The sequence below is a fragment of the Streptomyces sp. NPDC003284 genome (assembly GCF_053589675.1).
Genome location: NZ_JBSFSI010000008.1, coordinates 1 through 23,515, shown reverse-complemented (window position 1 = coordinate 23,515; position 23,515 = coordinate 1). Strand labels below are relative to the sequence as shown.

Sequence of the window (23,515 nt, the reverse complement as noted above, 5' to 3'; positions counted from 1 at the left end):
CCCGCTCTAGGCCGGCAGCGGGCAAAAGGGCGACCCCCCTCACGCCAATGAATCGGGGCCGCCCTCCACTCCACCCATCCAACTGAACAGTGGAGGTCTCCAGCATGACGCAACCCATCTCCTTTCCGCGGGGTTTTCCGGCAGGAGCTCCCGCCGTGGACGGGATGCGGTTCTACCTGACCACGCACAAGCGGCACTGGCTGCGGCTCACCGACGTGCCGCTGTTCCTGAAGTCGGAGCACTGGGACCGGGCCGTCAAGTGGGACGTGGCCCGCGGCCCCTACGCCATCGACTCCGGCGGATTCATGGAGCTGAAGAACAAGGGCGCCTGGACCCGCACCCCGCGCCAGTACGTTGACTCGTTGCGCCGCATTTGGGAGCACGTCGGCCCTTACGACTGGGCCGCGCAGCAGGACTGGATGTGCGAGGCCGCCATCATCCACGGCGGCACCTTCGGCGGACAGCGCTTCGTCGGCACCCACCTGAGCGTGGAAGAGCACCAGCGCCGCACGGTGGACAACTTCCTCGAACTGCGCTCCCTGGCCCCCGACCTGCGTATCGCGCCTGTTGTGCAGGGAGACAGCATCCCGGCGTACGAGCGCTGCCTTGAGCTGTACGACAGGGCCGGCGTCGACCTGCGGGCCGAACCGATCGTCGGTCTTGGGTCCGTGTGCCGGTTGCAGTCCACCCGGCAGGGCGCCGTGATCGTCACCGCCATGGCCGCCCACGGCCTCAAACTGCACGGCTTCGGCTTCAAGATCCTCGGACTGGAACGCGTCGGGCACCTGCTCGCCTCCGCAGACTCCGCCGCCTGGAGCTCCCACGCCCGCCGCCGGCCCCCGCTTCCCGGCCACACGCACAAGAACTGCGCGAACTGCATCGACTACGCCCTGAACTGGCGCACCCGCGTACTCGCCGCCATCCCCAAGCACCGGCAGACGCTGCTCGCCGAAGGGAGCGCCGCATGAACGGGTCCCTGATGCGTGCCGCCCTGGATGCGGCCGGACGCGGCTGGCACGTCTTCCCCCTGCGCCCCGGCACCAAGCGGCCCGCCCTCCACGGAGAGACCGCCTGCCCCCGCACCGGCCCGTGCGCGCACGGGCATCTGAAATGGGGGGAGCGCGCCACCACCGACCCCGACCGCATCCGTGCGGCGTGGTCGCGGGCGCCGTTCAACGTCGGGGTGGCGACTGGGCCGTCCGGGCTGCTGGTCGTGGACCTGGACATGCCCAAGGACAAGGGCAGTTCGGACGCGCCTTGCGGCGCGACGACCTTTCGGGCGCTCTGCGAGCGCGCCGGGCACGCCGTCCCCGACACCTACCGGGTGCGGACCGCGAGCGGCGGACAGCACCTGTACTTCGCCGCTCCGGACGGAGTGCGGCTGACCAACACCGCAGGCACCATCGCGGACTCGGTGGACACCCGTGCGTGGGGCGGCTACGTCGTTGCCGCCGGCAGCGCGCTTCCCACCGGTCCGTACGAGGCCCTGAACAGCACCGCGGCCACCGTTCTGCCCGCCTGGCTACACGCCGTTCTGCAACCGGCCCCTACCGCTCCCCCGGGACCGCTCAGACTCCCCGAAGTGGGCGGGAGTCGCGCGGCCCTGGCGGCACTTGAGGCGGAGTGCGCGGTGGTCACCGCCGCTCCGGACGGGCTGCGCAACGTCACGCTGAACCGGTGCGCGTTCAAGGTGGGGCGGTTCGTCGCGTGGGGCGACCTCCCCCGGCCGGTGGTAGAGGACGCCTTCCAAGGGGCGGGAGAGGCCCGGGGGCTGACCGCTGCCGAGTGCCGCGCCACGATCCGCAGCGCCCTGGACAGCTCCCTGCGCAAAGCCCGCCCCCGGGAGGCGGCATGAGCCCCCGTCCAACCTCCCCCTTGGAAGGCCAGTCCTTCACCCCCGCTGGCCCCCATGCCGCCGAACCCGCGGTACCCGCGGTGGGCGTGGGCGGGCCGAAAGTCGCCGCCCGTCAGGGCGTCCGCACTACTCTTCGCCCTGACCCGCGCCCGGGAGACGGCCGCTACCCCGTCGCCTGGCTGCACATCAGCACGCCCCGGGGCGCCACGCCCACCGCGACCTCGCGATGCCTGTGCGGCTGGGACCGCAGCGCCGTGGGCCACACCCGCGTCCTCGCGCTGATCGACGCCCACACCACCCACCGCGACACCTGCCCCCTGCGCACCACCCAGGAAGAAAGGGCCGCAGCATGACCGCCACCATCGACGGGGCAGCGCTGCTCAACGAGGTCGAAGCCTTCCACCGACGCTTCAACGTCTTCCCCACCGAAGCCGCCTACGTCGCCGTGGCGTTGTGGGACGCCCACGCCCACCTGCTCGACTGCTTCGACTCCACCCCGCGTCTCGCCTTCCTCTCCCCCGAACCGGGGTCGGGGAAGTCGCGGGCGCTGGAGATCGTGGAAACCCTTGTGCCACACCCGATGACCGCCGTCAACGCGTCCGCTGCTGCCCTGTTCCGGGCCGTGTCCGGCGCCGATGGACGCCCCACGATCCTCTTCGACGAGATCGATACGATCTTCGGCCCTAAGGCGGGGGACAACGAGGAACTGCGCGGGTTCCTGAACGCCGGCCACCGGCGCTCCGGGGTCACCTACCGGTGCATCGGGGACGGGGGCAACCAGACGGTGCAGGCGTTCCCCTCGTACTGCGCGGTCGCGGTCGCGGGACTCGGGTCCCTGCCCGACACGATCATGACTCGCTCCGTCATCGTGCGTATGCGCCGCCGCGCCCGCAACGAGAAGGTGGAGCCCTTCCGCGCCCGCGTCCACGAGGCCGAGGGGCACAAGCTCCGTGACCGGCTTGCCCAGTGGGCCGAGCACGCACGGGGGTTCGTCATGGGTGCGTGGCCGGAGATGCCCGACGGCATCACCGACCGGCCGGCGGACGTGTGGGAACCCCTGCTCGCCGTCGCCGACGCCGCCGGCGGGGGCTGGCCCCGCCGCGCCCGCGAAGCGTGCGTGACGCTGGTCACCGCGTCGCAGACCACCGACAAGCACAGTCTCGGAATCCGGCTGCTGACCGACCTGCGCGATCACGTGCTTATCGGGATCGACCGCCTTCCCACCATCGCCATCCTGGACCGGCTCAACGCCCTGGACGACGCGCCGTGGGCCGACCTGGACGGCAAGCCGCTCGACAACCGGCGCCTTTCGCGGCTGCTCGGGGAGTACATGACGGCCGACAACGAGCCGATCCGCTCCCGCAACATCCGCACCGCCGGCGGAGTCCTCAAGGGATTCCACGCGGACGACCTGACGGACGCGTGGGCACGCTACTGCCCGCCACCCCAGGAGAGCGCTACTGCCGCTACAGCGCTACAGCCCAGCTCAGAGGCCCCGAATCTGTAGCGGCACCGAAGCGTGTAGCGGCTACGCCCGTCACCCCGTGGCGCGTGCGTAGCCGCTACACGCCACACCTCCGCTACAAAAACCCACCCGCTGACCTGCAATGTAGCGGCGTAGCGGATGTAGCGGACTTCTGAGACGGACCCCGACGCCTCCCCCTGAGAAGGAGTCGCCACCTTGGCCGGCACCAAGATGCTCAAGCTCCCCGAAGTCCTCGAAGAGATCGAGATGAGCCGCGCCGCCTTCTACCGCATGCGCGCCCGCGGCAACGCCCCCAAGCTCATCAAGCTCCCCAACGGACAGCTCCGCTGCCGCCGCAGCGACCTGGACGCCTGGTGGTCATCCATGGAAGAGACCGCCGCCTGACCGCCTCCCGCACCAAACCCGTGAGGGCCCGCCAACCGGCGGGCCCTCTTTGGAGTACGCATGGCACTGACCTACGACATCCGCGTCTACTCGCTCGAAGTGCGCAAAGACCGCCCGAAGCCCTTCCGCGTCCGGTGGCTGGTCGGAGAGCGGAAGCACTCGAAGAGCTACAAGCTCAAGGTGCAGGCTGACGGCCGACGCTCAGAGATGATGGCCGCTGTCCGACGCGGTGAGCAGTTCGACGAGGAGACCGGCCTTCCCGTGTCCGAGCTGCGGGCGAAACAGGGCTCCATCACCTGGTACGACCACACCCGCTCCTACATCGAGCGCAAGTGGCCGCAGGCACCGGCGAAGTCCCGGAAGAACTACGCCGACGCGTTGGCCACGATCACGCCTGCGCTCGTGAAGACGAAGGTCGGGATGCCGGACGCGGCGCTGCTGCGGCGCGCGCTGTACGGGTGGGCCTACAACCGAAACCGGTGGGATCAGACACCGCCGGACGACATCGCCCAAGCTCTCCGTTGGATGGCCAAGCACTCCATGCCGGTATCGGCCCTGGAGGACCCCGCGACGGTCCGTCTAGCCCTCGACGCCCTGTCCCTGAAGATGGACGGGAAGACAGCCGCGCCCCGCACTGCCAAGCGGAAGCGCGCCTGCCTGAGTGATGTGCTGGGACTCGCCGTGGAAGAACACCTCTTCACCATTCCGGTGAATCCCCTGACCGCGGTGAAGTGGACGGCGCCGAAAGCCGTGGAAGAGGTCGACCCCGAGAGCGTCGCCAACCCGCGGCAGGTGCGGGCCCTGTTGGTCGGGGTGCGCGAGCAGGGGGCGCGGGGACGACAGCTCGAAGCGTTCTTCGGGTGCCTGTACTACGCGGCCATGCGGCCGGCGGAAGCCACCGCGCTCCGCTCCACTCAGTGCCACCTGCCCGACAAGGGCTGGGGCACCCTCACCCTTCGTCAGGGAGTCGTCCGGGCCGGACGGAACTGGACTGACGACGGGACGGCCCACGAAACCCGTCACCTGAAGGCGCGCGCTGTGAAGGACTCGCGCCCGGTGCCCATCCCTCCCCACTTCGTGCGCATGCTCCGACAGCACCTCGCGACGCACGGCACAGCACCTGACGGCCGACTGTTCCGGACCACCCGCGGGGGTGTCCTGCAAGAGACCGGCTACGGGGAGGTGTGGGCCAAGGCCCGTGAGAACGTCCTGACCGAAGCTGAGACGACGTCTCTACTCGCCCGACGCCCATATGACCTCCGTCACGCTGGCGTCTCCTTCTGGCTCAGCTCGGGAGTGGACGCGATGGAGTGCGCGCGCCGGGCCGGTCACAGCATCGCGGTACTGCACAAGGTGTACGCCAAGGTCTTGGACCAGACCCGCGAGCGAGCGAACAGCCGGATCGACGCGGCACTGCGCGAGTGGAACGAGCCCGAGTGACCGGGCTTCCCCCGGGGGACACCTGGGGGACACACCCTGATCAGAGCTGGGATTCAGGCGGTACAGGGTGAGACAGCCCGCCCGAATCCCACACTGAATCGAGCAGCAGCCGAAAACGAAGAGACCCCCTCTGACCAGCCGAAGAGGCTGGCCGGAGGGGGTCTTCCCCAGTGTGGCGGCGCCAGGATTCGAACCTGGGAAGGCTGAGCCGGCAGATTTACAGTCTGCTCCCTTTGGCCGCTCGGGCACACCGCCGGGGTTTGCTGCCGTCGCACTGCCTTTCGGCGGTGCTCTGTGGCAACGACGTAAACAATACCCGATGCACAGGGGTGCTTCGCCACCCGATTGACCGGTGTCCCGGAGCCGGGCCGTCCGCGCCCGGGAGCGGGCGGCCGGTGGACCGGGGACGGCCGACAGGCACCCCGGGGACGGGCGGGAAGACCACGACAGGGCCTAGGCTGGGGCGGATGCGGACCCGGGCCTGCCGGCCGGGGGCAGGCGGCTTCCCCACGCCCGCCGGCCCGCACGCGTCACGTACTTCGACCCACCCCGATACAAGGAGCCACAGGACATGGCCGACTCCAGTTTCGACATCGTCTCGAAGGTCGAGCGGCAGGAGGTCGACAACGCCCTCAACCAGGCCGCCAAGGAGATCTCGCAGCGCTACGACTTCAAGGGCGTGGGCGCTTCGATCTCGTGGTCCGGCGAGAAGATCCTCATGGAGGCGAACTCCGAGGAGCGGGTGAAGGCGGTCCTCGACGTCTTCCAGTCCAAGCTGATCAAGCGCGGCATCTCGCTGAAGGCCCTGGACGCGGGCGAGCCGCAGCTGTCCGGCAAGGAGTACAAGATCTTCGCCTCCGTCGAGGAGGGCATCTCCCAGGAGAACGCCAAGAAGGTGGCGAAGCTCATCCGCGACGAGGGCCCCAAGGGCATCAAGGCCCAGGTGCAGGGCGACGAGCTGCGGGTCAGCTCCAAGAGCCGGGACGACCTCCAGGCCGTGATCGCGCTGCTGAAGGGCCAGGACTTCGACTTCGCGCTCCAGTTCGTGAACTACCGGTAGGACCGGCACAGCGCACACAGGGGTGGGCACCGGGAGTACCGGTGCCCACCCCTGTGTGCGTCCGCCGCGCCGTGGCAGCGCCTCGCGTCAGTCGCGTGAGTTGCCGAAGAGGAGGCGGTAGGCGATCAGCAGGACGAGTGAGCCGCCGATGGCCGCCGCCCAGGTGGCGCCGTCGTAGAAGTGCTTGGTGACCGGGTGGTCCAGCCAGCGGGCGGAGATCCAGCCGCCGACGAAGGCACCGGCGATGCCGATGAGGGTCGTGCCGATGAAGCCGCCGGGGTCGCGGCCCGGCAGCAGGATCTTCGCGATGGCCCCGGCCAACAGTCCCAGGATGATCCAGCTGATGACGCCCATGTCCCGAACCTGCCTTTCCCGGCGACCTCGGTCGTCGCCCGTGAGTGCCACACGCGTGTTCGCACCGTGTCGTCGGGGAAGACGCCGCGGCCGGTCCCCACGGTTGCATCCGGCGAGGGTCCCGGCACGCCGGGATGCGCCGGTTCAGCGGGTCGCGAAGGGCTGGTCGGTACGGACGATCTCGCGGCCCAGCGGGAGCAGCGAGACCGGGATGAGCTTGAAGTTGGCGATGCCGAACGGGATACCGATGATCGTGACGCAGAGCATGACGCCCGTCACGATGTGGGCGAGCGCCAGCCACCACCCGGCCAGGACCAGCCAGAGCACATTGCCGACGCAGGACGGCGCGCCCGCGTCGCGGCGCTCGACCGTGGTGTACCCGAAGGGCCACAGGGCGTAGACGCCGATGCGGAAGGACGCTATGCCGAACGGGATGCCGATGATCGTGATGCACAGCAGCACCCCGGCCGCCAGATAGCCGAGGAACAGCCAGAAGCCGCTCAGCACCAGCCAGATGACGTTCAGGATTGTCTTCACTGTCGGCGACCTGCCATCTGTTCGAGTCGGGCGATGCGCTCCGCCATGGGCGGGTGCGTGGAGAACATTCTCGACAGTCCCTGTCCCGGGCGGAAGGGATTGGCGATCATCATGTGGCTCGCCGTCTCGATGCGCGGCTCCGGGGGCAGCGGGAGCTGCTGGGTGCCCGCCTCCAGCTTGCGCAGGGCGCTGGCGAGGGCGAGCGGGTCGCCGGTGATGCGGGCGCCGGAGGCGTCGGCCTCGTACTCCCGGGAGCGGCTGATGGCCAGCTGGATGAGGGTCGCAGCGAACGGGCCGAGAATCATGATCAGAAGCATGCCGAAGATGCCGGGGCCCTCGTCGTCGTCCGAGCGGCCGACCGGGATCAGCCAGGCGAAGTTGACCAGGAACATGATCACGGACGCCAGGGCGCCGGCGACGGAGGAGATCAGGATGTCTCGGTTGTAGACATGGCTCAGCTCATGGCCGATGACACCGCGCAGTTCGCGCTCGTCCAGGATGCGCAGGATGCCTTCCGTGCAGCACACGGCGGCGTTGCGCGGGTTGCGGCCGGTGGCGAAGGCGTTGGGCGCCTCCGTCGGGGAGATGTATAGGCGCGGCATCGGCTGGCGGGCCTGGGTGGAGAGGTCGCGGACCATCCGGTACAGGGCCGGTGCCTCGAACTCGCTGACCGGGCGGGCCCGCATCGCGCGCAGGGCCAGCTTGTCGCTGTTCCAGTACGCGTACGCGTTGGTGCCGAGGGCGATGAGGACGGCGACGACCAGGCCGGTGCGGCCGAAGAAACTGCCGATGACGATGATGAGTGCGGACAGTCCCCCGAGGAGTACTGCGGTCCTGAGCCCGTTGTGCCGGCGGTGCACGGTACGCCCTCCAAGTGGTGCGGCAGGGGAACCCTTCGCTTGCTGTGCGGTCCACTGGTGTGTGGTGTCACGTCCAGTGGACCCTTCCGTACTGGTCAACGCCAGGCGAACGCCCCGGGTTCCCCGGTCGGTGCGACGGCGCGCGGGCCGTCCGGGTGAGTGCGCGTCGGGTGCCCGGGGCCGGGCGGGTCAGAACAGGCCGCCGCCCGCGAAGCGCAGCACGAGCTGGGGCGCGCCGGACAGGGCGACGCCCAGGACGCCCGTCAGGGCGAGCGCGGCGGTGAGGGGCGCCGGGACGCGGTGCCGGACGGGTTCGCCCTCGGGCGCGCGGAACAGCAGGGCCGTCCACCTCAGGTAGTAGTACAGCGCGACCACGACGTTGACGGCCATGAGGACGGCGAGCCAGCCGAGTCCGGCGCCGACCGCGGCGGAGAAGACGGTGACCTTCGCGAACAGGCCGATGACCCCGGGCGGGAGCCCGGCCAGGCACAGCAGGAAGAAGGCCAGCAGCAGGGCGCACACCGGGTGGGCGGCGTACAGGCCGCGGTAGTCGGCGAGGCGGTTGCCGGGCCGGGCGCGGCCCACGAGCGCGGCCACGGCGAAGGCACCGAGGTTCACGGCGGCGTACATCAGGGCGTACGCGACGGTGGAGCCGACGGTCCCGCGCGGGTCGTCGGTGTACCCGGCCGCCGCGAGCGGCACCAGGAGGTAGCCCGCCTGGCCGACGGAGGACCAGGCGAGCAGCCGGACCGCGCCGTACGCGCGCGTGGCGCTCTGCCGCAGGGCACCGGCGTTGCCGACGGTCATGGTGAGCGCGGCCAGCGCCGCCAGCGCCGGGCCCCAGACGTCGGCGTACGAGGGGAACGCGACGACGGTGACGAGGATCAGGCCGGTGAAGCCGACCGCCTTGCCGACGACCGACAGATAGGCGGCGATCGGCAGCGGCGCGCCCACATAGGTGTCGGGGACCCAGAAGTGGAACGGGACGGCGGCGAGCTTGAAGGCGAAGCCGACGAGGGTGAGGACGACGCCGGTCTGGGCGAGGGTGTGGAACTGCCCGGCGACGTGCGGGAGGCGGTCGGCCACCTGGGTGAGGTACAGGGTGCCGGTGGTGGCGTAGACGAAGCTGACGCCCAGCAGGCTGACGGCGGTGGCGGTGACCGAGGACAGGAAGAACTTCAGGGCGGCGTCGGAGGACCTGCGGTCGCCGTGCCTGAGGCCCACGAGGGCGAAGGCGGGCAGGGAGGCGACCTCCAGGGCGACGATCAGGGTGGCCAGGTCGCGGGCGGCGGGCAGCAGGGCGGCTCCGGCGGTGGCGGACAGCAGCAGGAACCAGTACTCCCCTTCGGGGAGTCCGCCGCGCGCGTCCTTGAGGGCGGTGACCGACAGCAGGGCCGCCAGCAGGGCGCCGCCCAGCACCAGGAACTGGATGACGAGGGTGAAGTGGTCGGCGGTGTAGCTGCACACGCCGGGCTGCCGGTACCGGCAGAAGGTGCCGCGGTCGCCGTCCAGGAGGGGCAGCAGGAGCAGCGCGGAGGCGGCGAGTCCGGCGACGGAGACCCAGCCGAGGAGGGGTTTGCGTGCCCGCGGGACGAAGAGGTCGGCGACCAGGACCGCCAGGGCGGTCACCGCGGTGAGGGCGGGCGGCGCGACGGCGAGCCAGTCGACGGACTGGACCGCCGACGCGACCGGCGACTGGGCCAGGACGCTCATCGGGTGCCTCCCGCGAGGAGTTGCTGCACGGCCGGGTCGGTGAGCCCGAGCAGGGCCTTGGGCCAGAGCCCGGCGAGGACGGTCAGGGCGACGAGCGGGGTCCAGGCCGCGAACTCGAAGCCGCGCACGTCGGGCAGTTCCGGGGTCTCGGACGCGGCGGCGCCCATGCAGACGCGGCGGACCACGGCGAGCATGTACGCGGCCGTCAGCAGGGTGCCGAACGCGCCGATCGCCATGAAGGTGAGGAAGGCGGGGCGGCTGAGGCCGTCGGCGGGCCGGAACGCGCCGAACAGGGCCAGCATCTCGCCCCAGAACCCGGCCAGTCCGGGCAGTCCGAGCGAGGCGGCCGCGCCGAAGGCGAGCAGGCCGCCCAGGCGCGGGGCCCTGCCGTACAGGGCGGCGCCGGACTCCTCGGCGAGGGTGTCGAGGTCGGTGCTGCCGGTGCGGTCCTTGAGGCCGCCGACCAGGAAGAAGAGCAGGCCGGTGATGAGGCCGTGGGCGATGTTGGCGAACAGGGCGCCGTTGACGCCGGTCGGGGTGGCGGTGGCGATGCCGAGCAGCACGAAGCCCATGTGGCCGACCGAGGAGTAGGCGATGAGCCGTTTCAGGTCGCCCCGGGCACCGCGCCGGGCCAGGGCGAGGCAGGCCAGGGAGCCGTAGACGATGCCGACGACGGCGAAGGCCGCGAGGTAGGGCGCGAAGGTGTGGAAGCCGTGCGGCGCGACGGGCAGGAGGATCCGGACGAAACCGTATGTCCCCATCTTCAGCAGGACGCCCGCCAGCAGGACCGAGCCGACGGTCGGGGCTGCGGTGTGGGCGTCCGGCAGCCAGCTGTGCAGGGGCCACATCGGGGTCTTGACCGCGAGCCCGAGACCGATCGCCAGAACGGCGATGACCTGCACGGACGCGGTCAGCGACCGGCCGTTGTCAGTGGCGAGTGCCACCATGTCGAATGTGCCCGCCTTGATCCCGATCAGGAGCAGGCCGAGCAGCATGACGACCGAGCCCAGGAGGGTGTAGAGGATGAACCGCCAGGCCGCGGCCCGCCGGCCCGCGCCGCCCCAGCGGGCGATGAGGAAGTACATCGGGATGAGCACCGTCTCGAAGGCGAGGAAGAACAGCACCAGATCGAGGACGGCGAAGGTGGCGAGCGTGCCGGACTCCAGCAGGAGCAGCAGAGCGACGAACGCCTTGGGGCTCGGGCCCGCGGGCGGCTTGAAGTAGCTGTACAGCGCGCAGAGGAAGGTCAGCAGCGCGGTCAGGACGACGAGGGGGAGCGAGATGCCGTCGATGCCGAGGTGGATGCGCACATGGAGTGCGGGGATCCAGCTGATGTCCGTCGTGGCCTGCATCTTCGACGGATGGTCGTGGTCGAAGCCGAGCGCGAGGACGAGCGCGGCGGCGAGCAGGACACCGCTGACGGTCACCCCGTGCCGGAGCACGGCCTGCTCGGGCGACTTCCCCTTCAGTCCGGGCGGGGCGGGCAGGAGGGCGGCGGCCGCGCCCAGGAGCGGGCCGGCCACGAGGAACGCCAGAAGGAACTGCATCACTGACTCGCTGATATCGATCACGCCTGCTCACGCTCCCGTGGCGACGAGGACGACGGCGACCGCGAGGACGACGGTGCCGGCGAGCAGCGCGCTCACATAGGTCTGCACATTGCCGGTCTGGGCGCGCCGTACGGCGGCCCCGAGCAGCCGGGGTGCGGCCCCGGCGCCGCGTACGTAGGTCTCGACGACCTCGCGGTCGAGGAACCGGACGAGGCTCGCACCGGCCAGGACCGGGCGGACGAACAGGATCCGGTGGACCGCGTCGAGGTGGAAGCCGGTGGCCGCGTGGCGGTGCAGCGGGCCGAGCAGCAGCCGTGCGGGGTCGGCGGGGTCGGGCGCTCCGGCGAGGTCCCCGTAGGCGGGCCGGTGGGTGGCGATGGCCTCGGCCTCGACCAGTCCGGCGTCGGCCTCCGGGTGGGCGGCGACCGCGCCCATCGGGGTGCGGGCGGCGAGCGCGGTGGTGTGCCGCCAGGCGCCGTAAAGGAGCACACCGCCGGCCAGGGCCAGGCCGGTACCGAGGACGGAGGTGGTGGTCGTCGGGGCGAGCGAGACACCGTCGAACCAGTCGGGCAGGACACGGAAGGCGAGTCCGCCGAAGGCGAGGGAAGGCACGGCCAGCACCCACAGGACGGCGTTCATGGCCAGGGGCTGCCGTCCGTGGTCGGGGGCCTGCGCACCCCGGCCGTGGAAGGCGAGCAGCCACAGCCGCAGCGCGTAGGCGGCGGTCAGCAGGGCGGTGAGCAGACCGGCGACGAGGACGATCCAGCCGGCCGCGCCGGGGGCGTGCCCGGTGTGGCCGTCTACCACCCGCTCGGCGGCGCCGAGCACGGACTCCTTGGAGAAGAAACCGCTGAAGGGAGGGATCGCGGCGAGCGCGAGCAGGGCGACGGTCATCGTCCAGTACGCGTCGGGGACGCGCTCGCGCAGGCCGCCGGTGCGGGACATGGCGGCCAGCGAGTTGGTCCCGGCCGCGTGGATGACCACCCCGGCGGCGAGGAAGAGCAGCGCCTTGAAGGCGCCGTGCGACAGGAGGTGGAAGACGGCGGCGCCGGGGGCGCCCACGGCGAGTGCGCCGGTCATGTAGCCGAGCTGACCGATCGTCGAGTAGGCGAGGACGCGTTTGATGTCGTCCTGGGCGAGCGCGGCGAGCGCCGAACCGGCCATGGTCACGGCGGCCATGACGGCGAGGACGGTCATGGCGGCCGAGGACGCCTGGAAGACGGGGAGGAGCCGGGCCACGAAGTAGACACCGGCGGCGACCATCGTCGCGGCGTGGATCAGCGCGGACACCGGGGTCGGGCCGGCCATCGCGTCGGGCAGCCAGGTGTGCAGCGGGAACTGCGCGGACTTGCCCGCCACGCCCGCCAGGAGCAGCAGGGCGACCAGCGTGGGGTGGTGCAGGCCGCCGTGCGCGACGGTGGTCAGGACCGTGGTGATCCGGAAGGAACCGGCGTCGGCGGCGAGCGCGAACAGGCCGATGAGGAAGGGGACGTCACCGAGCTTGGTGACCAGGAAGGCCTTGAGGGAGGCGGCGCGGGCCTCGGGGGTCTCCCAGTAGTGGCCGACCAGGAAGTAGGAGCAGATGCCCATGACCTCCCAGCCGACCAGCAGCACGATCAGGTCGCCGGAGTAGACGACGAGCAGCATCGCGGAGGTGAACAGGGAGACGAGCGCGGCGTAGGACGGGTAGCGGGGGTCCTCGCGCAGATAGCCCGTGGAGTAGATCTGCACACAGGTGGCGACGGTGGCGACGAGGACGGCGACGAGCGCGGCGTAGCCGTCGATGTGCAGGGCCAGTTCGACGGGGACCGAGCCGGTGGGGGTCAGTTCGGTGGCGGCGTCGACGGCCCGGCCGCCGCCCTGGCGGGCCGCGACCAGCACGGCGAGGACGAGGGAGGCGAGGGTCGGCAGGATCGCCAGCGGCCGGACGAAGCCGGGGGCGGTGCGGCCCAGGAGCAGTCCGGCGGCGGCGCCCAGGAACGGCAGGAGGGGGACGAGAACGGCGAGGGTGGTCGTGGTCACGCGGTGGCCTCAGCCTTCCCGGCGGCCCGCGCGGTCGCGGCGGCTTCGCCGTCGGAGCCGTCGTCGAAGTCGTCGTCGGGGTGCTCGGCGGCGTCGCGGAGCCGGTCGATGTCGGAGGTGCCGCGGTTGCGGTACACGGCCAGGACGATCGCCAGGCCGATGCCGATCTCGGCGGCGGCGATGGTGATGGTGAACAGGGTCAGGGCCTGGCCGGAGTGCAGGGTGTCGGCGGCGGCCCTGCTGAGCCAGACGTCGAAGGCGACCAGGTTGAGGTTGACGGCGTTGAGCATCAGCTCGACCGACATGAGGACCAGGATCGCGTTGCGGCGCGCGAGGACGCCGTAGAGCCCGGTGCAGAAGAGGAGGGCGGAGAGGACGGCCGGGTAGACGAGGTGCATCAGCGGGTGCCCTCCTCGGGGGACCGTTCGCCGGGCCGTTCGCCGAGCTGTTCGGCGGTGCGTCCGTCGGGCCGTTCGGCAGCCGGGGCCGCGGTGCGGAGGCCGGGGGCGGCCGGGGCCGCGGAGCCGGGGGCCGCCGCGGAGCCGGGGGCCGCCGGGGAGCCGGGGGCGTCCGCGTCCGCCTTGGCCTTGCGGGACAGGACGATCGCTCCGACCAGCGCGGCCAGGAGCAGCACGGAGAGGGCCTCGAAGGGCAGGACCCAGTTCTGGAAGAGGCTCTCGCCGGTGGCCCGGGTGGTTCCGGCGGCGGCGCCGTCCAGGTCGATCCAGGTGGTGCGGAAGGCGTCGGCGACGACCCAGACGAGGGTCCCGGCGGCGGCGAGGGCCACCGCGAGGGCGGCCCACCGGTTGCCGGAGTCGGCGTCGGCGGAGCGGCCGATGGGGGCCTTGGTGAGCATCAGTCCGAACAGGAGGAGGACGACGACGGAACCGACGTAGATGAGGACCTGCACCCAGGCGATGAACTCGGCGGTGAGCAGGAGGTATTCGACGGCGAGGCCGCCGAGGGCGACCACCAGCCACAGGGCGGCGTGCACCAGTTGCCGGGTGGTGACGGTGAGGAGCGCGGCGCCGAAGGTGGCGATGCCGACGAGCAGGAAGGCGATCTCGACGCCGGTCGGCGAGAGGAAACCGGGGTGGGCTGCGGCGAGGGTCACGCTTCTCCTTCCTCCTGGGCGGCGGCTTCCCGCTCGGCGGCGGCCTGTTCCTGGGCGGCGAGCTTGTCGGCGCTCTTGCGGGCGGCGGCGATCTCCTTCGGTTCCTCCGCGCCCGGGTCGAGGGCGGGCGGCGCCGGGACGGTCCACATCCACTCGCGGAGCTTGTCGCGCTCGTGGGTGAGGTCGCGGATGTCGGTCTCGGCGTACTCGAACTCCGGTGACCAGAACAGCGCGTCGAAGGGGCAGACCTCGATGCAGATACCGCAGTACATGCACAGGGAGAAGTCGATGGCGAAGCGGTCGAGGACGTTGCGGCTGCGCTCGCGGCCGCCGGGGACCGCGGCGGGCACCGTCTCCTTGTGGGAGTCGATGTAGATGCACCAGTCCGGGCACTCGCGGGCGCACAGCATGCAGACCGTGCAGTTCTCCTCGAACAGGCCGATCACACCGCGGGTGCGCGGCGGCAGGTCGGGCTGGGTGTCCGGGTACTGCTCGGTGACGGTCTTCCTCGTCATCGTGCGCAGGGTGACGGCGAGGCCCTTGGCCAGGCCGGAGCCGGGAAGGGGAGCCATCAGGAGATCACCACCTTGACGATGCCCGTGAGGGCGATCTGGGCGAGGGCGAGGGGCACGAGGAGGGTCCAGGAGAGCTTCTGGAGCTGGTCCTCGCGCAGCCGCGGGTAGGTGACGCGCAGCCAGATCACGACGAAGGCGAGGACGGCGGTCTTCAGCAGCGTCCAGACCCAGCCGAGGCCGTCCGCGCCCCAGGGACCGTGCCAGCCGCCCAGGAAGAGGACGGTGGTCAGGCCGCACAGGACGACGATCCCGGCGTACTCGGCGAGCAGGAACAGGGCGAACCGCAGCCCGGTGTACTCGGTGTACGCGCCGAAGATGATCTCCGAGTCGGCCACCGGCATGTCGAAGGGCGGGCGTTGCAGTTCGGCGAGACCGGCGACGAAGAAGACGACCGCGCCGACGATCTGCCAGGGCAGCCACCACCAGTGGAACGCGTCCAGGATGCCGGGCAGCGAGACCGTTCCGGCGGCCATCGCCACGGAGGCGGCGGCGAGCAGCATCGGCAGTTCGTAGGCGAGGAGCTGCGCGGCGGTGCGCAGGCCGCCGAGGAGGGAGAACTTGTTGGCGGAGGCCCAGCCGGCCATGAGCGAGCCGAGCACGCCGACGCCCATCACGGCGAGCACGAAGAAGAGGCCCGCGTCCAGCACCTGGCCGACCGCGCCCGCGCCGGGGCCGATCGGCAGCGCGAGCAGCACCAGCAGGTACGGCAGGAGGGCGACGGCCGGGGCGAGCTGGAAGACGCGGCGGTCCGCGCCCGCCGGGACCACGTCCTCCTTCTGCGCGAACTTCACGCCGTCCGCGACGAGCTGGGCCCAGCCGTGGAAACCGCCCGCGTACATCGGGCCGAGGCGGCCCTGCATATGGGCCATCACCTTGTGCTCGGTCTGACCGACGATCAGGGGGAGGACGAGGAAGGCCACGAAGACGATCAGGAGTCGCAGGGCGACGTCGGCCACGTCGTTCACCGCTGGTCTCCTTCCGGGTCGTCGTCGGGGGCGGGCGGGGAGGGGGGCTGCTTCGGCGTCTCCGGGTTCTGCGGGTTCTCCGGTTCGTCGAAGGCCGGGCGGGCGTGGTGCCAGGGCGCGTCCGCGCTGCGCGGGGGCGTGGGCGGCTGCGGCTGTGACTGCGGCTGCGATTCCTGGGTGGCGGGGTCGGGGGCGGGGGCGGGCGGCGACTGCTCCGCCCGCTGCGAGGCTGAGCCGCCGCTCGCGCTGCGCGAACGGCGCGGGGCGGACGGCGGGGACGGCGGAGCCGCCGGATTCTCCGGCTTCGCCGGGGTCTCCGGGGGCTCTGGGGTCTCCGGGCCGGCCGGGGTCTCCGGGCCGGCCGGGGCAGCCGGGGTGGCACCGGCGGCTGCCGTCTGGCTCGCCGAGCCCTGGCTCGCGCTCCGCGTCCGGCGCGGCCTGGCGGTCGCCCCGCCTGCCGCGCCCGGGGTCGCGGGCGGCTCGGCTCCCCCGGCCTCCACCGTGTCCGCACCCGTACTCATGTCCGTACCCGTACTCGTGCCCGTACCCGTGCCCGCGCCGGTGTCCCCGCTCGTCTGGCTCGTCTGGCTCGCCGAGCCTCCGGCGGCCGTGCGGGTGCGGCGTACCGGGCGGTCGCCGGGCGCGCGGGCGGGGCGTTCGGCCGCCGGGCGGGCGGCGCCCCGGGCGGGGCGGGCCGGGGCGGCCGGGAGGGTGCCCTTGAGGGGGCCCCACTCGTTGGGGTCGGGGACGCCCGGCGGCAGCATCTGGCGGCGCTTGGGGCCGCCGTGGTCCGACTCGCCCGGCTCCTTCGCGCCGGGCCACGCCTTGGCGACCCGGGCGGCCAGGACGAAGTCCTTGCGCAGCGGGTGGCCCTCGAAGGTGTCCGGGAGCAGGAGGTGGTCCAGGGCGGGGTGGCCCGTGAAGTCGACGCCGAACATCTCGTGGGTCTCGCGTTCGTGCCAGGCGGCGCCCGCGTAGACCTCGACGGCGGTGGGCAGGACCGGCCGCTCGTGCGGGACCGTCGTACGGACCAGCAGCCTCCGTACCGGGCCCAGCGCCACGACGTGCGCCGCGATCCGCAGGCCCGTGCCCGGCTCGTCGACCGCGCTCAGCCAGTCGAAGTAGGTGCAGCCCAGCGTGTCGCGGGCGGTCCGCAGGGCGGACACCCAGGAGTCGGCGGGTACGTCGACCGTCAGGACCTCGTAGGACTCCTCGGCCGTCGCCCCGGCGCCGAACAGTTCCTCGGCGGCCGCGGGCAGCCACCCCACCCCGCTCATCGCTCGCTCCCCGCACCCGCACCCGCACCCGCACCCGCACCCGGCGGCCGTACCAGCCCGCTCTGGAGTGCCGCCGCCGACGGACGCGCCGTCCCGGTGCCGTACCGCTCCGCGAGCGACTCCCTGGCGATCTTCTCCTGGAGCTTGAGGATCCCCTGGAGCAGCGCCTCGGGGCGCGGCGGGCAGCCGGGGACGTAGACGTCCACGGGGATGATCTGGTCGACGCCCTTGGTGACGGAGTACGAGTCCCAGTACGGGCCGCCGCAGTTGGAGCAGGCGCCGAAGGAGATGACGTACTTCGGCTCGGGCATCTGCTCGTACAGGCGTTTGACGGCGGGGGCCATCTTGTCCGTGACGGTGCCGGAGACCACCATCAGGTCGGCCTGGCGCGGACCGGGGGCGAAGGGGATCACCCCGAGGCGGATGAAGTCGTGGCGGGCCATCGAGGCGGCGATGAACTCGATCGCGCAGCAGGCCAGGCCGAAGTTGAAGACCCACAGCGAGTAGCGGCGGCCCCAGTTCAGGACGACCTTCATCGGCTCGGGGGCCAGCCGGGACAGCGCGCCGAGCCGCTGCGGCGCGGGAAGCGCGACGGGCTCCGGCACGGCCGGATCAGGTACTACAGGCTCGGGTACGGCGGGGTTCACGTCCATGTCAGGACGCCCTTCTTGTATGCGTACAGCAGGCCGATGGCCAGGAAGCCGAGGAAGACGAACATCTCCACCAGCGTCGCCGCGCCGTAGCCGGGGGCGGCGAAGACCGTCGCCCAGGGGAACAGGAAGATCGAGTCGACGGCGAAGATCACGTACAGGAAGGCGTAGACGTAGTAGCGGACCTGGGTGTGGGCCCAGCCCTCGCCGACGGGGTCGACGCCGCACTCGTACGTCAGGAGCTTCTCGGGCGTGGGGACCACCGGGCGCAGCAGCCGGCCCGCGCCGAACGCGACGGCGACGAACAGCACGCCGACGACGGCGAGCAGCCCGACGACCGAGTACGAGTGGAAGTAGTCCGACGCGACGGCGACCTGCCCCCGCGCCGTCTCGCGCGCCGCCCCCCGCACCGTCTGCGTCACCGTCCGTCCCTCGCTCCCTGACCCGTGGTGCCCGGTGGTGTCCGTGCTGCCTGTGCTGCCGATGCTGCTTGTGCTGCTGATGCTGCCCGTGTCGCCCGTGCGACGGTCTGTACGCACGGGAGTCTAGGCCCTGTTAAAGAGCGGGTAAGCAGCCCGTCGCGCGCTGGGACGCGGGGTGGGGTTTTCCCCCGTCCACCAAGGCGGGGGACCTCATGGCGTCCGCGGCCGCCGCACGGCACGCTAGCCCGTATGAGCGCACCCATCTCCTCCGCCGGCCCGGCGGCGCGCGGCGCCGGGGACGACCGCGACCGGCCGCCGCCGGCTCGTTTCGCCTACGGCCTGCCCACCTGGAAGGAGATCACGCATCTCCTGGTGAACCTGCCCGTGTCCCTGATCGGCTTCGTCTACGTGGTGTCCGTGCTGTCCGTCGGCGCGGCGCTGACCGTCACGGTGGTGGGCCTGCCGCTGCTGGCGTTCGCTCTGGCGGGCGCCCGGCTGCTGGGCCGGCTGGAGCGCAAGCGGGCGCGCGCCCTGCTCGGGGTCCGTGTCGACGAGCCGAGTCCGCTGCCGATGGGCCGTACGACGGGCTGGCTCAACCGGTTCTGGCTGATGCTGAAGGACCCGGTGGGCTGGCGCACGGTGCTCTACGACTTCATCCGGCTGCCCTGGGGTGTCCTCACCTTCTCCGTGACCCTGGTCTCGCTGTTCGTGCTGTGGCCGGTGCTGCCGTTCATCGCGCGGGGCCTGACGAACGTGGACCGGGCGCTGGTGCGGGGTCTGCTGTCGCCCTCCGACGAGCTGGAGCGGCGGATCGCGGAGCTGGAGTCGGACCGGGGTGTCGTGGTGGACACGGCCGCGGCCGACCTGCGGCGCATCGAGCGGGACCTGCACGACGGCGCCCAGGCCCGGCTGGTGAACCTGGCCATGGGGCTCGGTCTGGCCAAGGAGAAGCTGCTGGAGGACCCGGACACGGCGGCCGAGATGGTCGCGGAGGCGCACGGCGAGGTGAAGCTCGCGCTCCAGGAGCTGCGTGACCTGGCCCGGGGCATCCACCCGGCCGTGCTGACCGACCGCGGCCTGGACGCGGCCCTCTCCTCGGTCGCCTCGCGCTGCACGGTGCCGGTGAAGGTGACGGCCGATCTGCCCGCGCGCCCGGCGGAGGCCATCGAGGGCATCGCCTACTTCACGGTGTCCGAGCTGCTCCAGAACGTCAGCAAGCACAGCGGGGCGCGCTCCGCCTCGGTGGACGTGTGGCGGGCCGACGACCGGCTGATGCTCCAGGTCGTCGACGACGGGCGCGGCGGCGCCAGTCTGGACGGCGGTACGGGCATGCGGGGGCTCGCGGAGCGGCTGGGCGCCGTCGACGGGCTGTTCGTCGTGGACTCGCCGCCGGGCGGTCCGACGACGGTCACGGCGGAGCTGCCCTGGCGGGACCGTACGCCCGCGCCGGGCGGCGCAGCGGTCCCGCGCGGCCGGAGGTAGGGAAAACCCCCGGACCGAGACGCCGACGCGCTCCATGGTTGCGCGGGCCGCGGTCCAGCACTCTGGAATCACGCCGGGGAGACCGCCACGGCCCGCGGCCCGGCCGCACCGGGACAGACACCGCAACCGGAACCGGCACCGGGACGGACGCCGGGACAGGCACCGCGACAGCAACAGCCGACAGCAGCCGCCGACAGCGCAGCACACCAGGGGAACGGACGACGCCGATGACCACCCAGTACGGATCGCAGTACGGACAGGGGTACGGGTCCTACAGCGGGACCGGGTTCCACGACGAGGAGCGCGGTCCGCGCCGGCACCGGCTCCCCGCCGGACTGCGGGCGCCGTTCGAGGCGCGCAGCTGGAAGGAGCTGGCGTACGTCCTGCTCAGCCTGCCGATCAGCATCACGCTCTTCTGCTGGGCCGTCACGATGGTGTCGCTGGGCGCCGGTCTGCTGGTGACCTTCCTGGGCATCCCGGTGCTGGCGGGCGCGCTGGCGGGCTGCCGGGGCTTCGGCGCGCTGGAGCGGGTGCGGGCGCGCGGGCTGCTCGGCCTGGAGGTGGGTGAGCCGGAGCCGCTGGTGATGAAGGGCCGCGGCCCGCTGGCCTGGACCGGCGCGGTGCTGAAGAGCGGCGCCTCCTGGCGGGCGCTGCTCTACGCGGGGCTCCAGTTCCCGTGGGCGGTCTTCTCGTTCGTGGTGGCGATGGTGCTGTGGCCGATGGGCTGGTCGCTGCTGACGTATCCGCTCTGGTACTGGATCTTCCCCATGTGGGCCGGGCAGAGCGGCATCCAGCTCTACGGCGACGAGCACCACCAGATCTTCCTCGACAACCCGTTCGAGATCACGGCGACCGCCCTCGCCGGGCTGGTGATCACCCTGGCCACGCCGTGGATCCTGCGGGCGCTGACCACGGTGGACCGGGTGCTGGTGCACGGGCTGCTCGGCCCGTCGCAGCTGTCGGCGCGCGTGGTGGAGCTGGAGTCCGACCGCGGTGTCGTGGTGGACACGGCCGCGGCCGACCTGCGGCGCATCGAGCGGGACCTGCACGACGGCGCGCAGGCCCGGCTGGTGGCGCTCGCCATGGACCTGGGTCTCGCCAAGGAGAAGCTGACCGAGGACCCGCAGGCGGCGGCCCGGATGGTGGACGAGGCGCACGGCGAGGTGAAGACCGCGCTCCAGGAGCTGCGCGACCTGGCGCGGGGCATCCACCCGGCCGTGCTGACCGACCGCGGCCTGGACGCGGCCCTCTCCTCGGTCGCCTCGCGCTGCACGGTGCCGGTGCAGGTGGACGTGGACCTCGCGGAGCGCCCGGCGGCGGCGATCGAGGGCATCGCGTACTTCACGGTGTGCGAGCTGCTCCAGAACATCAGCAAGCACAGCCGGGCGCGCTCCGCCTCGGTGGACGTGTGGCGGGTCGAGGACCGGCTGATGCTCCAGGTCATGGACGACGGGGTCGGCGGCGCCGATGTGTCCGCCGGGTCGGGCCTGGCGGGGCTGGCCGAGCGGCTGGACGCGGTGGACGGCATCCTCGTCGTCGACTCGCCGGCCGGCGGTCCCACCCGGGTGACGGCGGAACTGCCCTGGCGGCGCTGAGCACACGGGCGCGGCCGGCGGAACCGGACGCGCGGCGGCCTGCCGCCCACGGCCTCTCCCGGCCGCGGGCGGCAGGCCGCGCGACATGGCCATGACCCGGCCGGAAGATGGACACAAACATCACATACCCCCCCTCCCCCTTCGCCCGGAGCACCCTGGGACACCCCCCCCCCCGACGCCCCCGGACGCCCCCGGACACTCCGGGATTCGCGCGGTTTCCCCCCTGGGCCCCGGCGCGTCAGGGCCCGGATCCTGGAATGCTGGGCCGTGTCGTACCCAGTCGCACGGACTGGGGCGTACGGAGTCGCATGGACTGCCGGAAATGGGCTGTGGGGGGCCGAAGATCGTGGAGGACAGGGTGCGGGTGGTCATCGCCGAGGATTCAGTGCTGCTCAGGGAGGGCCTGACCCGGCTGCTGACCGACCGCGGGCACGACGTCGTGGCCGGTGTCGGTGACGCCGAGGCGCTGATCAAGACCATCACCGATCTGCACGGCCGGGGCGAGCTGCCCGACGTGGTCGTGGCCGATGTGCGGATGCCGCCGACCCACACCGACGAGGGGGTGCGGGCGGCGGTCCGGCTGCGCAAGGCGCACCCCGGGCTCGGGGTGCTGGTCCTGTCCCAGTACGTGGAGGAGCGGTACGCCACCGAGCTGCTGGCGGGCTCCAGCCGCGGGGTCGGCTATCTGCTCAAGGACCGGGTGGCCGAGGTGCGCGAGTTCGTGGACGCGGTGGTCCGGGTGGCCCAGGGCGGCACGGCCCTCGACCCGGAGGTGGTCGCCCAGCTGCTCGGGCGCAGCCGCAAACAGGACGTGCTGGCGGGGCTCACCCCGCGCGAACGCGAGGTGCTGGGCCTCATGGCCGAGGGACGGACGAACTCGGCGATCGCCCGCCAGCTCGTGGTCAGCGACGGCGCGGTCGAGAAGCACGTGAGCAACATCTTCCTCAAGCTCGGCCTGTCCCCGAGTGACGGGGATCACCGGCGCGTTCTCGCCGTCCTCACCTATCTGAACTCCTGAGCGGCCGACACTGAACTCCTGAGCGGCCGACACGGAGCGGGGCGGGGGCCCGCCAGGGGCGCCGGGGGTACGCCGGACGGGCGACTGTGGCGCAACGTCCTTGAAGGAGGTCCACGAGGCCGCAACGGCGTGACAGAACAGGGCACAGGACCGTCGCGCGGGCCCGTCCAGCATGCGACAGCCGCCGGGAGGGCAGAGCTGACGGTCGTAGGGTTGACATCGGGAAGGTCTTCGCCAGGACTTTCGGGAAGGCCGTTCACCACAGCCGCCTCGGAGGAGGTCCAGTTCAGTGACCAGCCAGGTCAGCAGTCCAGCGGAACAGGCCGACGGAACCGTCGTAGGGGAACAGCGCAGGGCGGCCGGAACGAAGGACGTCCGCCGTGTGGATCGGGTGGTGATCCGGTTCGCGGGTGACTCGGGTGACGGGATGCAGCTCACGGGGGACCGGTTCACGTCGGAGACGGCGTCGTTCGGGAACGATCTGTCGACGCTGCCGAACTTCCCGGCGGAGATCCGGGCGCCCGCGGGGACGCTGCCGGGGGTGTCGTCGTTCCAGCTGCATTTCGCCGACCACGACATCCTCACCCCGGGTGATTCCCCCGACGTGCTGGTCGCGATGAACCCGGCCGCGCTGAAGGCGAATCTGGGGGACCTGCCGCGGGGCGCGGAGATCATCGTGAACACGGACGAGTTCACGAAGCGGGCGTTGCAGAAGGTCGGGTATGCGGCCTCGCCGGTGGAGGACGGGTCGCTGGACGGTTTCCGGGTCCACGCGGTGGCGCTGACGTCGCTGACGGTGCAGGCGCTGGCCGGGTCCGGCCTGACCCGCAAGGAGGCCGAACGCAGCAAGAACATGTTCGCGCTGGGACTGCTGTCGTGGATGTACCACCGGCCGACCGAGGGCACGGAACGGTTCCTGAAGACGAAGTTCGCATCGCGCCCGCAGATCGCGGCCGCGAACGTGACGGCGTTCCGGGCGGGCTGGAACTTCGGGGAGACCACGGAGGACTTCGCCGTCTCCTACGAGGTCGCCCCGGCGGCACGCGCCTTCCGCCCCGGCGTCTACCGCAACATCTCGGGAAACCTGGCACTGGCCTACGGACTGGTCGCGGCCTCCCGGCAGGCGGGACTGCCCCTCTTCCTGGGCTCCTACCCG

The 23,515-nt window shown here is 71.9% G+C and carries 24 protein-coding genes and 1 tRNA gene; 11 read left to right on the top strand and 14 right to left on the bottom strand.

Annotated features, from left to right (window positions below; all coding sequences use genetic code 11):
* Positions 1 to 164 precede the first annotated feature (164 nt).
* From ACWDYF_RS18380 to ACWDYF_RS18355, 6 genes are all read left to right on the top strand, one after another.
* Entirely contained in the window at positions 165 to 968 is an 804-nt protein-coding gene (locus ACWDYF_RS18380; RefSeq protein ID WP_389469152.1) for a deazapurine DNA modification protein DpdA family protein, read from the top strand.
* Positions 965 to 1,855 carry a bifunctional DNA primase/polymerase gene (locus ACWDYF_RS18375; RefSeq protein WP_389468844.1) on the top strand — a complete coding sequence of 297 codons (891 nt, stop codon included), beginning with the start codon at positions 965 to 967 and terminating at the stop codon, positions 1,853 to 1,855. Before ACWDYF_RS18380 ends, ACWDYF_RS18375 begins: the two co-directional genes overlap by 4 nt.
* Positions 1,856 to 1,941: 86 nt before the next feature.
* Positions 1,942 to 2,208, top strand: coding sequence for a hypothetical protein (locus tag ACWDYF_RS18370; protein ID WP_389468841.1), 267 nt, complete (start codon positions 1,942 to 1,944; stop codon positions 2,206 to 2,208).
* Positions 2,205 to 3,362 (top strand): DUF3631 domain-containing protein, encoded by a 1,158-nt coding sequence (locus tag ACWDYF_RS18365; protein WP_389468838.1) that lies wholly within the window; start codon positions 2,205 to 2,207, stop codon positions 3,360 to 3,362. The genes ACWDYF_RS18370 and ACWDYF_RS18365 overlap by 4 nt, the downstream gene beginning before the upstream one ends.
* 174 nt (positions 3,363 to 3,536) lie before the next feature.
* On the top strand, positions 3,537 to 3,725 hold the full coding sequence (locus tag ACWDYF_RS18360) for a helix-turn-helix transcriptional regulator (RefSeq protein ID WP_389468835.1): 189 nt from the start codon (positions 3,537 to 3,539) through the stop codon (positions 3,723 to 3,725).
* Positions 3,726 to 3,785: 60 nt separating this feature from the next.
* Positions 3,786 to 5,165 carry a tyrosine-type recombinase/integrase gene (locus ACWDYF_RS18355; RefSeq protein WP_389468832.1) on the top strand — a complete coding sequence of 460 codons (1,380 nt, stop codon included), beginning with the start codon at positions 3,786 to 3,788 and terminating at the stop codon, positions 5,163 to 5,165.
* 173 nt (positions 5,166 to 5,338) lie between these two features.
* Here the strand turns inward: ACWDYF_RS18355 and ACWDYF_RS18350 are convergent.
* A tRNA-Tyr gene (locus ACWDYF_RS18350) sits at positions 5,339 to 5,420 on the bottom strand.
* Between the two features lie 316 nt (positions 5,421 to 5,736).
* Between ACWDYF_RS18350 and ACWDYF_RS18345 the strand changes: the two genes are divergently transcribed.
* Entirely contained in the window at positions 5,737 to 6,225 is a 489-nt protein-coding gene (locus tag ACWDYF_RS18345) for a YajQ family cyclic di-GMP-binding protein (RefSeq protein ID WP_018564764.1), read from the top strand.
* A gap of 87 nt (positions 6,226 to 6,312) precedes the next feature.
* Here the strand turns inward: ACWDYF_RS18345 and ACWDYF_RS18340 are convergent, their stop codons facing one another.
* The 13 genes from ACWDYF_RS18340 to ACWDYF_RS18280 all read right to left on the bottom strand — a co-directional run bounded on the left by ACWDYF_RS18340 (position 6,313) and on the right by ACWDYF_RS18280 (position 18,264).
* Positions 6,313 to 6,579: a GlsB/YeaQ/YmgE family stress response membrane protein gene (locus tag ACWDYF_RS18340; protein WP_018564763.1), complete on the bottom strand. Its 267-nt coding sequence runs from the start codon at positions 6,577 to 6,579 to the stop codon at positions 6,313 to 6,315.
* A 144-nt stretch (positions 6,580 to 6,723) separates the two neighbouring features.
* Positions 6,724 to 7,116, bottom strand: coding sequence for a YccF domain-containing protein (locus ACWDYF_RS18335; RefSeq protein ID WP_037887668.1), 393 nt, complete (start codon positions 7,114 to 7,116; stop codon positions 6,724 to 6,726).
* On the bottom strand, positions 7,113 to 7,976 hold the full coding sequence (gene htpX / locus ACWDYF_RS18330) for a zinc metalloprotease HtpX (protein WP_018564761.1): 864 nt from the start codon (positions 7,974 to 7,976) through the stop codon (positions 7,113 to 7,115). The genes ACWDYF_RS18335 and htpX overlap by 4 nt, the downstream gene beginning before the upstream one ends.
* Positions 7,977 to 8,165: 189 nt before the next feature.
* Positions 8,166 to 9,689, bottom strand: coding sequence for an NADH-quinone oxidoreductase subunit N (locus tag ACWDYF_RS18325; protein WP_389468827.1), 1,524 nt, complete (start codon positions 9,687 to 9,689; stop codon positions 8,166 to 8,168).
* Positions 9,686 to 11,260, bottom strand: a complete 1,575-nt coding sequence (locus ACWDYF_RS18320; RefSeq protein ID WP_389468824.1) for a complex I subunit 4 family protein — start codon at positions 11,258 to 11,260, stop codon at positions 9,686 to 9,688. The genes ACWDYF_RS18325 and ACWDYF_RS18320 overlap by 4 nt, the downstream gene beginning before the upstream one ends.
* A 6-nt stretch (positions 11,261 to 11,266) precedes the next feature.
* Complete coding sequence (locus ACWDYF_RS18315; protein WP_389468821.1) at positions 11,267 to 13,261, bottom strand: NADH-quinone oxidoreductase subunit 5 family protein; 1,995 nt, start codon at positions 13,259 to 13,261, stop codon at positions 11,267 to 11,269.
* The gene (nuoK, locus tag ACWDYF_RS18310; RefSeq protein WP_389468818.1) at positions 13,258 to 13,659 is read right to left on the bottom strand and encodes an NADH-quinone oxidoreductase subunit NuoK; all 402 of its coding nucleotides are present in this window, start codon (positions 13,657 to 13,659) and stop codon (positions 13,258 to 13,260) included. Before nuoK ends, ACWDYF_RS18315 begins: the two co-directional genes overlap by 4 nt.
* Positions 13,659 to 14,375 carry an NADH-quinone oxidoreductase subunit J family protein gene (locus tag ACWDYF_RS18305; RefSeq protein ID WP_389468815.1) on the bottom strand — a complete coding sequence of 239 codons (717 nt, stop codon included), beginning with the start codon at positions 14,373 to 14,375 and terminating at the stop codon, positions 13,659 to 13,661. The genes nuoK and ACWDYF_RS18305 overlap by 1 nt, the downstream gene beginning before the upstream one ends.
* Positions 14,372 to 14,947 carry a NuoI/complex I 23 kDa subunit family protein gene (locus tag ACWDYF_RS18300; RefSeq protein WP_389468813.1) on the bottom strand — a complete coding sequence of 192 codons (576 nt, stop codon included), beginning with the start codon at positions 14,945 to 14,947 and terminating at the stop codon, positions 14,372 to 14,374. Before ACWDYF_RS18300 ends, ACWDYF_RS18305 begins: the two co-directional genes overlap by 4 nt.
* Complete coding sequence (locus tag ACWDYF_RS18295; protein WP_389468811.1) at positions 14,947 to 15,915, bottom strand: complex I subunit 1/NuoH family protein; 969 nt, start codon at positions 15,913 to 15,915, stop codon at positions 14,947 to 14,949. The genes ACWDYF_RS18300 and ACWDYF_RS18295 overlap by 1 nt, the downstream gene beginning before the upstream one ends.
* Positions 15,912 to 17,192: an NADH-quinone oxidoreductase subunit C gene (locus ACWDYF_RS18290; protein WP_389468808.1), complete on the bottom strand. Its 1,281-nt coding sequence runs from the start codon at positions 17,190 to 17,192 to the stop codon at positions 15,912 to 15,914. Before ACWDYF_RS18290 ends, ACWDYF_RS18295 begins: the two co-directional genes overlap by 4 nt.
* A complete protein-coding gene (locus tag ACWDYF_RS18285; protein WP_389468805.1) occupies positions 17,189 to 17,845 on the bottom strand; it encodes an NADH-quinone oxidoreductase subunit B in 657 nt (218 codons plus the stop codon). The genes ACWDYF_RS18290 and ACWDYF_RS18285 overlap by 4 nt, the downstream gene beginning before the upstream one ends.
* A complete protein-coding gene (locus ACWDYF_RS18280) occupies positions 17,836 to 18,264 on the bottom strand; it encodes an NADH-quinone oxidoreductase subunit A (RefSeq protein ID WP_381736754.1) in 429 nt (142 codons plus the stop codon). Before ACWDYF_RS18280 ends, ACWDYF_RS18285 begins: the two co-directional genes overlap by 10 nt.
* A gap of 249 nt (positions 18,265 to 18,513) precedes the next feature.
* Between ACWDYF_RS18280 and ACWDYF_RS18275 the strand changes: the two genes are divergently transcribed.
* The 4 genes from ACWDYF_RS18275 to ACWDYF_RS18260 all read left to right on the top strand — a co-directional run.
* A complete protein-coding gene (locus ACWDYF_RS18275; RefSeq protein WP_018564749.1) occupies positions 18,514 to 19,746 on the top strand; it encodes a sensor histidine kinase in 1,233 nt (410 codons plus the stop codon).
* Between the two features lie 227 nt (positions 19,747 to 19,973).
* Positions 19,974 to 21,341, top strand: a complete 1,368-nt coding sequence (locus ACWDYF_RS18270) for a sensor histidine kinase (RefSeq protein ID WP_389468800.1) — start codon at positions 19,974 to 19,976, stop codon at positions 21,339 to 21,341.
* 322 nt (positions 21,342 to 21,663) lie between these two features.
* Positions 21,664 to 22,359, top strand: coding sequence for a LuxR C-terminal-related transcriptional regulator (locus tag ACWDYF_RS18265; RefSeq protein WP_064534555.1), 696 nt, complete (start codon positions 21,664 to 21,666; stop codon positions 22,357 to 22,359).
* Between the two features lie 289 nt (positions 22,360 to 22,648).
* A partial coding sequence (locus ACWDYF_RS18260; RefSeq protein ID WP_451584284.1) for a 2-oxoacid:acceptor oxidoreductase family protein occupies positions 22,649 to 23,515 on the top strand: 867 nt, incomplete at its 3' end.

Bases quoted from the DNA above. Each gene is read 5' to 3' on its own strand.
- ACWDYF_RS18325 (WP_389468827.1), bottom strand. From the start codon at position 9,689: ATGAGCGTCCTGGCCCAGTCGCCGGTCGCGTCGGCGGTCCAGTCCGTC.
- ACWDYF_RS18270 (WP_389468800.1), top strand. From the start codon at position 19,974: ATGACCACCCAGTACGGATCGCAGTACGGACAGGGGTACGGGTCCTAC.
- ACWDYF_RS18355 (WP_389468832.1), top strand. From the start codon at position 3,786: ATGGCACTGACCTACGACATCCGCGTCTACTCGCTCGAAGTGCGCAAA.
- ACWDYF_RS18290 (WP_389468808.1), bottom strand. From the start codon at position 17,192: ATGAGCGGGGTGGGGTGGCTGCCCGCGGCCGCCGAGGAACTGTTCGGC.
- ACWDYF_RS18380 (WP_389469152.1), top strand. From the start codon at position 165: ATGCGGTTCTACCTGACCACGCACAAGCGGCACTGGCTGCGGCTCACC.
- ACWDYF_RS18275 (WP_018564749.1), top strand. From the start codon at position 18,514: ATGAGCGCACCCATCTCCTCCGCCGGCCCGGCGGCGCGCGGCGCCGGG.
- ACWDYF_RS18265 (WP_064534555.1), top strand. From the start codon at position 21,664: ATGGGCTGTGGGGGGCCGAAGATCGTGGAGGACAGGGTGCGGGTGGTC.
- ACWDYF_RS18365 (WP_389468838.1), top strand. From the start codon at position 2,205: ATGACCGCCACCATCGACGGGGCAGCGCTGCTCAACGAGGTCGAAGCC.
- ACWDYF_RS18375 (WP_389468844.1), top strand. From the start codon at position 965: ATGAACGGGTCCCTGATGCGTGCCGCCCTGGATGCGGCCGGACGCGGC.
- nuoK (WP_389468818.1), bottom strand. From the start codon at position 13,659: ATGCACCTCGTCTACCCGGCCGTCCTCTCCGCCCTCCTCTTCTGCACC.
- ACWDYF_RS18300 (WP_389468813.1), bottom strand. From the start codon at position 14,947: ATGGCTCCCCTTCCCGGCTCCGGCCTGGCCAAGGGCCTCGCCGTCACC.
- ACWDYF_RS18285 (WP_389468805.1), bottom strand. From the start codon at position 17,845: ATGGACGTGAACCCCGCCGTACCCGAGCCTGTAGTACCTGATCCGGCC.
- ACWDYF_RS18345 (WP_018564764.1), top strand. From the start codon at position 5,737: ATGGCCGACTCCAGTTTCGACATCGTCTCGAAGGTCGAGCGGCAGGAG.
- ACWDYF_RS18340 (WP_018564763.1), bottom strand. From the start codon at position 6,579: ATGGGCGTCATCAGCTGGATCATCCTGGGACTGTTGGCCGGGGCCATC.